Source organism: Microbacterium sp. (assembly GCF_051953575.1).
Lineage (GTDB): Bacteria > Actinomycetota > Actinomycetes > Actinomycetales > Microbacteriaceae > Microbacterium.
In genome coordinates this window covers 20,976-27,923 of the sequence record NZ_JBQCIP010000054.1, presented here as the reverse complement: position 1 = coordinate 27,923, position 6,948 = coordinate 20,976, and the positions used below count along the sequence as shown (strand labels likewise).

Sequence of the window (6,948 nt, the reverse complement as noted above, 5' to 3'; positions counted from 1 at the left end):
TTGAAGCAGTCCTCCCACACCCACAGCTCGGGCACCCCTGCCCGCTCAGCCGCGATGACGGCGTCGTGGAACTCGTCGGGGGTGTGCGTGTACGGGTTGAAGATCGCACCGATGCGGGTCATGCACCCACTCTTGCAGGAGCGGCCGACACCCGCGACGCGGACGTCGCGGGTGTCGGCCGGCTGTGGCGGGTTCGCCCGGGGGCTCAGGCCGCGGCGGCGAACGGCGCGGTCGCGCGCACGGTCAGCGCCTCGTCCGAGGCATCCACCGTCACGGATCCCCCGTCGACGAGGGCTCCCGTGACGAACAGGTCCGCGATGCGGTCGTCGACCTCGCGCTGGATCAGCCGGCGCAGGGGCCGGGCGCCGTACTCGGGCTCGTACCCGTTCTCGGCGAGCCAGGCGACGGCCTCGTCGGTGACGACCAGGCCGACGTCGCGCTTGGCGAGGCGGGAGTCGGATGCCGCCAGCAGCAGGCGCACGATGCTCTGCAGCTGCGGCTTCTCGAGCTTGCGGAACAGCACGATCTCGTCGATGCGGTTGAGGAACTCGGGACGCATCGCCTCGCGCAGCTTCGCGAACACGCGGTCACGGAGGTCCTTCTCGGAGCCGAAGCCCGTCGAGCCGCCGCCGTCGGCGAGGAAGCCGATGGCGCCGCCGCGCGAGGCGAGGAACTCCGAGCCCAGGTTCGAGGTCATGACGACCACCGTGTTGCGGAAGTCGACCGTGCGGCCCTGGCCGTCGGTGAGGCGCCCGTCGTCGAGCACCTGCAGCAGCAGGTTGAACACGTCGGGGTGCGCCTTCTCGATCTCGTCGAACAGCACGATCGAGTACGGGTTGCGCCGCACGCGCTCGGTGAGCTGCCCGGCCTCGTCGTACCCGACGTATCCGGGAGGGGCGCCGACGAGGCGCGACACGGTGTGACGCTCGCCGAACTCGCTCATGTCGAAGCGGATCACGGCTCCCTCGTCGTCGAACAGCGACGCGGCAAGGGCTTTCGCCAGCTCCGTCTTGCCGACGCCCGTGGGCCCGAGGAACAGGAACGAGCCGACGGGCCGGCGGGCGTCGCCCATGCCGGTGCGGTTGCGCCGCACAGCCTTGGCGACGGCCGTCACCGCGTCGTCCTGCCCGATCACGCGATCGTGCAGCTCGTCCTCGAGCGAGGCGAGACGCTCGCGCTCGGTCTCGGTGAGGCGGTTGACGGGGATGCCGGTGGCCCGGCTGATCACGGCCGCGATCTCGGGCTCGTCGACGATCGCCGCGGTCGTCGTCGCGGCGCCGGCCGCGGTGGCGCGCTCGAGGCGCTCCTGCACCTCGGCGATCTGGTCGCGGATCCGCGAGGCCTCTTCGTAGTGCTCGGCCGAGACGGCGGCGTTCTTGTCGGCCTCCAGCGTCGCGAGGCGCTCCACGAGCGCGCTCACGTCCACCTTCGACCCGAGGCTCAGCCGCAGGCGCGCACCGGCCTGGTCGATGAGGTCGATGGCCTTGTCGGGCAGCACGCGATCGCTGAGGTACCGGTCGCTCAGTTCGACGGCGGCGCGCAGGGCCTCGTCGGTGTAGACGATGCCGTGGTGCTCCTCGTACGCGGGCTTGAGACCGCGCAGGATGAGGACGGCGTCCTCGATCGAGGGCTCGCCGACCCGCACCGGCTGGAAGCGGCGCTCCAGCGCCGGGTCCTTCTCGATGACGCGGTACTCCTTGAGCGTGGTCGCACCGACCAGGTGCAGCTCGCCGCGGGCGAGGCGGGGCTTGAGGATGTTGCCGGCATCCATGCCGCCGTCCCCCGCGCCGCCGGCGCCGACGACGGTGTGCACCTCGTCGATGAAGACGATCAGCTCGCCCTTGAGAGCCGAGATCTCGTCCATCGTCTTGGTGAGGCGCTCCTCGAAGTCCCCGCGGTAGCGGGTGCCTGCGAGCATCGCGGGCAGGTCGAGCGCGACGACCCGCTTGCCGAGCAGCTGCTCGGGGACGGCGCCGTCGACGATCGCCTGCGCGAGGCCCTCGACGATCGCGGTCTTGCCGACGCCGGCCTCGCCGACCAGCACCGGGTTGTTCTTGGTGCGGCGGCTCAGGATCTCGATCGTCTGCTCGATCTCGTCGGCGCGGCCGATCACGGGGTCGAGCTCACCCGCGAGTGCGCGTGCGGTCAGGTCGGTGCCGTACGTGTCGAGCATGGGAGAGGAGGATGCCGCGGCATCCTGATCTCCGTCGACCGACCCGGCGCCCGACGGGGTCACCGTCTCGCGCGCGCCCTGCGTGAGGGCCTCTGCGGTCACGCCCGCACGTGCGAGCACCTGGCCCGCGGGAGTGTCCTGCGCGAGCACGAGCGCGAAGAAGAGGTGCTCGGGGTCGACGTAGGTCGAGCCCGACGAGCGCGCGACCTGGAACGAGTGGAACAGCGCACGCTGCACTGACGGCGTGATCACCGCACCGTCGACGTCGGCGGGACGGGATGCCGCCGGCAGGCGCTCCTCGGTGGCGCGGACGATCGCGTCCGGGTCGGCGCCGATGCCGCGGATCGCGTCGCGGGCGGGCGCCTCGGCGGCGAGGATGGCCAGCACGTGCAGGGCGTCCAGCTCCCGCTGACCGCGGTCGAGCGCGTACTTTCCGGCACGCTGCAGCAGCTCCTGCGTGCGCGCGCCCAGGAACCGGCTGAGGTCGATGGAACGCTCTGCGCGGGCGCGCTCGCCGGCGAGGTAGCGCGCGAGGAAGTCGTCGAACGCGCTGCCGTCACCGGACTGGGGGGTGAAGTCTTCGGGCATGACACCTCTCCTGAAACTTGAGTGGGCAGGCATCAAGTTTTGAACTTGATACACGCAATGTCAAGTTCAACAGGAGCTGGTCGCGGGTATTCCCGATCGCGCGAAACACTTCGACACCCGCCCGGATGTCGGCGCCCCGGCGTAGCGTCAGGCCCGGAGGGGCCCGCATCAGCGACGAGAGGGAGAACCATGGACTGGAAGATCGAGCTCATCTTCGTGCCGGTCACCGATGTCGACCGCGCCAAGGAGTTCTACGAGCGGATCGGCTGGAACGTCGACCATGACCAGACCCCGTTCGACGGCCTGCGCTTCGTGCAGGTCACTCCACCGGGCTCCGCCTGCTCGATCGCATTCGGCACAGGTCTGGGCAACACGCTCGAGCCCGGACAGCAGAACACCGTGCAGCTCGTGGTCGCCGACGCCGACGAGGCGCTCGCGCACCTGCGAGGCGTCGGCGTCGACGCCCGCGGTGTCGACGAGCAGGCCTGGGGCCGCTTCGTGCAGTTCGACGACCCCGACGGCAACACCTGGACCCTGCAGCAGCTGCCGCCCCGCTGAACGACAGCGCGGCCGGCATCCGCTCGATCGAGCTCGAATGCCGGCCGCCGCATCAGCGGGGTCTCAGTCGCGCCCACCCGGCGGGCCGATGAGCAGCAGGACGGTGAACAGCACCACGACGGCGAGGGCGATGAGCACGCCGAGAACCCACGGCCGACGAAGGAACCAGCGCATCAGCCGGTCATACCACCGGCCGTCGCGCGGGTCGTCGGTCGCGTCGAGGCGCCATGCTCCGGCGAGGCGTCCGGTCCGCTGCAGCCAGATCTCGGCGGGAATGGTCGCGTAGGGGACGATCGCGCTCACGAGCGAGACGACGGTCGGCCACACCTTCCAGCGGTTGTTCAGCGCCACGAGGATCACGGTCGCGCCGTACGACAAGAAGATGAACCCGTGGATGCCGCCGCCGATGGTGACGCCGAGCGCCCAGTCGGTGGTGGCCCGCAAGATCAGGCCGGCGATGAGGAGCGTCCACGAGATCGCCTCGGCGATCGCGAGCGCGCGGAAGAGGGAGTGGGGATTGCGGAACACACCTTCAGCCTAACTGAAAGCGTTTCAGGCTTCCTGAAGGTTGCCCGTGCGCGCAGCCGCCCGCAGACGCCCGGCTCAGCGCTCGAGGCCGAACGGCTCCTCGTGCAGCCCCTGCAGGGCGGCGGCGAGCTCAGGCGCCCCCTCCGCCAACCCGGCGTCGAGCGCTGCCAACCGCTGCTCGGCGGCCTGCAGCACCTCGCCGCCCCGGGCGGTGACGCGCAGGTCCGAGGCCGCGCCGGCGTGGGCGGTGGCGTCGGCGACGAGACCGTCGGCGACGAGAGCCTGCACCGCCGTGTGGGCGGACTGCACGGTCACCTGCGAGCGTCGGGCGAGCTCGCTGAACGAGATGCCGGGCGTCGAGCGGATGTGGGCGAGCAGACCGTACTTGCGCGTCGTCAGCCCGAGGTCGCGCAGCTGGGACCCGAGGTGGGCGTCCCAGACGCTCGCCACGGTCAGCAGCGAGATGACAGGACTGAAGGGACGCTCCGACGACACGGGGTAAATGCTAGCCCGCTACCGTGGGACGGTGACGTTCTCGCTCGACGGCCTGCGCCGCTGGCCCGATGTCGAGGCTCCCGATCTTGTGGCTGTGGATGCCGCCGACCGGCTGATCCTCGACGAATCGGCCGCGGCGCGCGCAGAGCTCGAACCGGGCCGCCTGGCGGTGATCGGCGATGCCTACGGCGCGCTGACGCTGGGCGCCGCCGCAGCCGGGGCGCGCGGCATCCGCGTCCACCAGGACCCCCTCACCGCAGAACGCGCCCTCGCAGCGAACGCCGCCGCCTTCGGGCTCGGCGACACGTTCGCCTCCCACGCGCTCGACGCCGAGCTGGTGCGCGACGCACGGGTCGTGCTGCTGCGGCTCCCCCGCTCGCTCGACGCGCTGCGCGACATCGCGGGTCTCGTCGCCCGGTACGCGGCACGTGACGTCGTGGTGTTCGCGGGCGGGCGGCTCAAGCACATGACCCTCGCGATGAACGACGTGCTGCGCACCGACTTCGCACGGCTGGACGTCACCCACGCCCGGCAGAAGTCCCGCGTGCTGATCGCGCGAGACCCCGGCGCCGGCCGGGATCCCGTGCCCGCCCGCGCCGCGCACGACGGCCTGGTGGTCTGCGCCTACGGCGGAGCGTTCGCGGGCGCCGCGGTCGACATCGGGACGCGGCTGCTGCTCGAGCATCTGCCGACCGACCTGCCCGGCGATGGCACGGTCATCGACCTCGCCTGCGGCACGGGCGTCATCGCCACCACGCTGGCTCTGCGGCATTCCTCGCTCGCCGTCGTCGCCTGCGACCAGTCCGCTGTCGCGGTGGCCTCGGCGCGCGCCACCGCCGCGGCGAACGGCGTCGGCGATCGGGTCGACGTCGTGCGCGACGACATGCTGGGGGCGCAGGCCGACGGCTCTGCGGCGTTCATCGCCGTCAACCCGCCGTTCCACTCGGGGGCGGCCGTGCACGAAGGGATCGCGCCCCGGATGTTCCAAGAGGCGGCGCGCGTCCTCCGGCCCGGCGGCGAGCTGCGAGCGGTGTGGAATTCGGGCCTGCGTTACCGGCCGGCGCTCGAGCGACTCGTCGGCCCCACTCGCCAGATCGCGCGCAACGCGAAGTTCACGGTCACCGCGTCGACGCGGCGGTGACGGGACCGGATCGGATTGACCGGGGGGCCGACGCGAGATGCCGGCTCCCCCGGTAGCCACAAGCTCGGGACTCGCGGCCGGGGCAGCCGGACCGGGGCTCCGGCAGTCTCCCCCGCCCTAGAGACGACGACGGAGCCCGGTTATTACGCGACTGTCGTGATTCTGTTGCGATCCGGCCGAATGTGTCGCGTTCTCGCCCCGCCGCCGGAGATGGCGGATGCCGGGACCCCCGGGCATCCGCCATCCCCCGGCCTTCAGTCCACCGGGATCTCGTTGCGCTGCGCCAGGTTGCCGAGCCATGCGAGGCTCGGCTTCGGCGTGCGGACGAAGGTCTCGCGGTCGACCGCGATCAGCCCGAACGTGGGGCGGAACGAGCCCCACTCGTAGTTGTCGAGCAGCGACCAGTGCAGGTAGCCGCGCACGTCGCAGCCGTCGGCCATCGCCGCGGCCATGCCCGCGAGGGCGCCCGTCGTGTAATCGATGCGCCGGCTGTCGTCAGTGGTCGCCATGCCGTTCTCGGTGACGATCATGGGGATGCCGCCGGTGACCTCGCGGGTGTGACGGAGCGCCTGCCCGAGCGCCTCCGGGTAGTACTCCCACCCGGTGAGCGTGCGCTCGGTGCCCTCGGGCCACTCCTGCGGGCCGTAGCCGAGCTCGTCGTCGGTCGGTCCGATGATGGTCCGCAGGTACGACTGCACGCCGATGAAGTCGTCGCCCCGCGACTGCTCGAGGAAGAAGTCCTCGCGCCAGTACTGCCATTCGTCGCGCTGCTTCTCCCACCCGGGCACCGCCTGGAACACCTGGTTCGCGACGGTCCACCCCGAGCGGATGCCGCCCACCCCCCGCAGCACCTCGGTAGAGGCGTGATGCGCGTCGGCGATCGCCTGGGCGACGAAAGGCGACGGACCGGGGAAGTTGACGCCGTTCTCGGTGTCGATGCGGGCCTCGGTCTGATTGACCATCATGTTCGGCTCGTTGATCGTGACCACGAGGTCGACGTCGTCGAGGATCGTGGCCGCGATCTCGGTGAAGCGGCGGAACCGGTCGGTGCTCTTCTCGGAGTACCAGCCGCCGGAGTGGTCCCACCACCGCGGGAACGTGAAGTGGTGGAGCGTCACGATCGGCTGCACGCCGCGGTCGCGGCACGTGTCGATCATGCGGCGGTAGTGCGCGAGCTGCGCCCGCGAGACGACACCCTCCTCGGGCTCGATGCGCGACCACTCCAGCGAGAACCGGTACGCCGTGAGTCCGGCGTCCGCCAGCAGCGCGATGTCTTCGGGGTACCGATGGTAGGAGTCGCACGCGTCACCCGACGGCTCCGGGATCTGCGTGCCCGGCGCGTACTCGTTCTCCCAGTGCCCGGTGTTGACGTTGCCGCCCTCGATCTGGTGGCCGGCGGTGGCCGCCCCCCAGATGAACCCCTCGGGTGCGGCGATGACACTGCTCATGAATGCTGATTTCCCTT

Annotated in this window: 6 protein-coding genes; 2 read left to right on the top strand and 4 right to left on the bottom strand. The window is 71.1% G+C overall.

Going from position 1 to position 6,948, the window contains the following annotated elements:
- Window positions 1–205: 205 nt before the first annotated feature.
- Window positions 206–2,761, bottom strand: coding sequence for an ATP-dependent Clp protease ATP-binding subunit (locus tag ACTHNQ_RS04185; RefSeq protein WP_440331356.1), 2,556 nt, complete (start codon window positions 2,759–2,761; stop codon window positions 206–208).
- Between the two features lie 189 nt (window positions 2,762–2,950).
- Between ACTHNQ_RS04185 and ACTHNQ_RS04180 the strand changes: the two genes are divergently transcribed.
- Complete coding sequence (locus ACTHNQ_RS04180; protein WP_018172412.1) at window positions 2,951–3,319, top strand: VOC family protein; 369 nt, start codon at window positions 2,951–2,953, stop codon at window positions 3,317–3,319.
- A 63-nt stretch (window positions 3,320–3,382) separates the two neighbouring features.
- Here the strand turns inward: ACTHNQ_RS04180 and ACTHNQ_RS04175 are convergent, their stop codons facing one another.
- Together ACTHNQ_RS04175 and ACTHNQ_RS04170 are read right to left on the bottom strand one after the other, a co-directional pair.
- Window positions 3,383–3,847 carry a DUF3817 domain-containing protein gene (locus ACTHNQ_RS04175; protein WP_440331353.1) on the bottom strand — a complete coding sequence of 155 codons (465 nt, stop codon included), beginning with the start codon at window positions 3,845–3,847 and terminating at the stop codon, window positions 3,383–3,385.
- A gap of 75 nt (window positions 3,848–3,922) precedes the next feature.
- Complete coding sequence (locus ACTHNQ_RS04170; RefSeq protein ID WP_440331351.1) at window positions 3,923–4,342, bottom strand: MarR family winged helix-turn-helix transcriptional regulator; 420 nt, start codon at window positions 4,340–4,342, stop codon at window positions 3,923–3,925.
- 31 nt (window positions 4,343–4,373) lie between these two features.
- On the opposite strand from ACTHNQ_RS04170, the gene ACTHNQ_RS04165 reads away from it, so the two are divergent.
- Window positions 4,374–5,483 carry a class I SAM-dependent methyltransferase gene (locus ACTHNQ_RS04165; RefSeq protein ID WP_440331349.1) on the top strand — a complete coding sequence of 370 codons (1,110 nt, stop codon included), beginning with the start codon at window positions 4,374–4,376 and terminating at the stop codon, window positions 5,481–5,483.
- Between the two features lie 254 nt (window positions 5,484–5,737).
- Here the strand turns inward: ACTHNQ_RS04165 and ACTHNQ_RS04160 are convergent, their stop codons facing one another.
- Window positions 5,738–6,931: a glycoside hydrolase family 1 protein gene (locus tag ACTHNQ_RS04160; RefSeq protein ID WP_440331347.1), complete on the bottom strand. Its 1,194-nt coding sequence runs from the start codon at window positions 6,929–6,931 to the stop codon at window positions 5,738–5,740.
- Window positions 6,932–6,948: the final 17 nt, after the last annotated feature.

Coding starts and splice junctions, on each gene's coding strand:
- ACTHNQ_RS04185 (WP_440331356.1), bottom strand. CDS start 2,761: ATGCCCGAAGACTTCACCCCCCAGTCCGGTGACGGCAGCGCGTTCGAC.
- ACTHNQ_RS04180 (WP_018172412.1), top strand. CDS start 2,951: ATGGACTGGAAGATCGAGCTCATCTTCGTGCCGGTCACCGATGTCGAC.
- ACTHNQ_RS04160 (WP_440331347.1), bottom strand. CDS start 6,931: ATGAGCAGTGTCATCGCCGCACCCGAGGGGTTCATCTGGGGGGCGGCC.